Genomic DNA, 1182 nt, shown 5'->3' on the forward strand with positions numbered 1-1182 from the left:
CTTTGCACGGTGCTTGTTGTATGTTCTTGCTCTCTACTAAACCAAGGATAAAAGAGACCCATGAGTCCATTTTTGTCATTTGACCGTGCCGAGTGGGCAGAACTTCGTAATTCTGTTCCGATGACACTCTCTGAAGACGATCTAAAGGCGCTTCAAGGCATAAATGAAAACCTCACTATGGAGGAAGCGGTAGAGATCTACCTTCCTTTGTCTCGTCTACTCAATTTATATGTACAGGCTCGCCAAAGTCGCAACTCTGTTCTTCAGCAGTTTCTAAATACCGAGGAACACGCTCCGCCATTTGTTATTGGCATTGCAGGTAGTGTGGCTGTTGGAAAAAGTACAACAGCACGCATTCTTAAAGCACTGCTTTCTCGTTGGGAAAATCATCCCAAAGTCGCCTTAGTTACAACGGATGGCTTTCTGTATCCCAAAAAGGTTTTGGAAGAGCGCGGTATCATGCATCGCAAGGGTTTTCCCGAATCTTACGACATCAAACGCTTGGTAGAATTTGTTTCTGATGTAAAGGCGGGTAAACCAAATCTTGAAGTACCTGTTTACTCACACATCACATACGACATTACTGATGAGCTAAAAAAAGTCGACCGACCTGACGTGCTGATTATTGAAGGCTTAAACGTATTACAAAGCGGTATGGACTACCCACATGATCCACATCGAGTATTTGTATCTGATTTTCTTGATTTCTCAATTTATGTTGATGCGGAAAGTGAAACGATAGAGCAGTGGTATGTCGAGAGATTTTTGAAGTTTCGCCGCGGAGCTTTTACTAAACCAGGCTCCTACTTCAGCCACTATACGCAACTGTCGGTCGATGAAGCGAAAAGTAAAGCGAAAGAAATTTGGCGCAATATTAATGGACTCAATCTGGAATTGAATATTCTTCCAACCAGAGAAAGAGCCCATTTGATCCTCCACAAAGGCGCTAACCACCTTGTCGACAAAGTATCGCTAAGAAAGTAAAGGGGCTCAGTCCCCTTTTCTCAACGAAATTTCTCCGCCAATGTAGGTTTCCAAACCATTTTCAGTTTTGAGCACCACCCCACCCTGTTGGTCGATACCTTGTACCACTCCGTGTATTTCTCTCGGTCCCATAAGAAGCTTAACCGGTCGACCGATAAAGTTGTCCAAACGATTCCAACGTTCAACAAAACCACCCAG

1 protein-coding gene and 1 pseudogene are annotated in these 1182 nt (G+C 43.8%); one reads left to right on the forward strand and one right to left on the reverse strand.

Translation table 11 applies throughout. The features are described from left to right. Window positions 1-60 precede the first annotated feature (60 nt). Window positions 61-984: a type I pantothenate kinase gene (gene coaA, locus R7P35_RS25260; RefSeq protein WP_015297458.1), complete on the forward strand. Its 924-nt coding sequence runs from the start codon at window positions 61-63 to the stop codon at window positions 982-984. Window positions 985-990: 6 nt separating this feature from the next. Here the strand turns inward: coaA and R7P35_RS25265 are convergent. After that, window positions 991-1182, reverse strand: a pseudogene (locus R7P35_RS25265) (biotin--[acetyl-CoA-carboxylase] synthetase); the annotation flags it as partial.

The organism is Vibrio sp. Vb0304 (assembly GCF_033338995.1).
Classification (GTDB): domain Bacteria; phylum Pseudomonadota; class Gammaproteobacteria; order Enterobacterales; family Vibrionaceae; genus Vibrio; species Vibrio alginolyticus.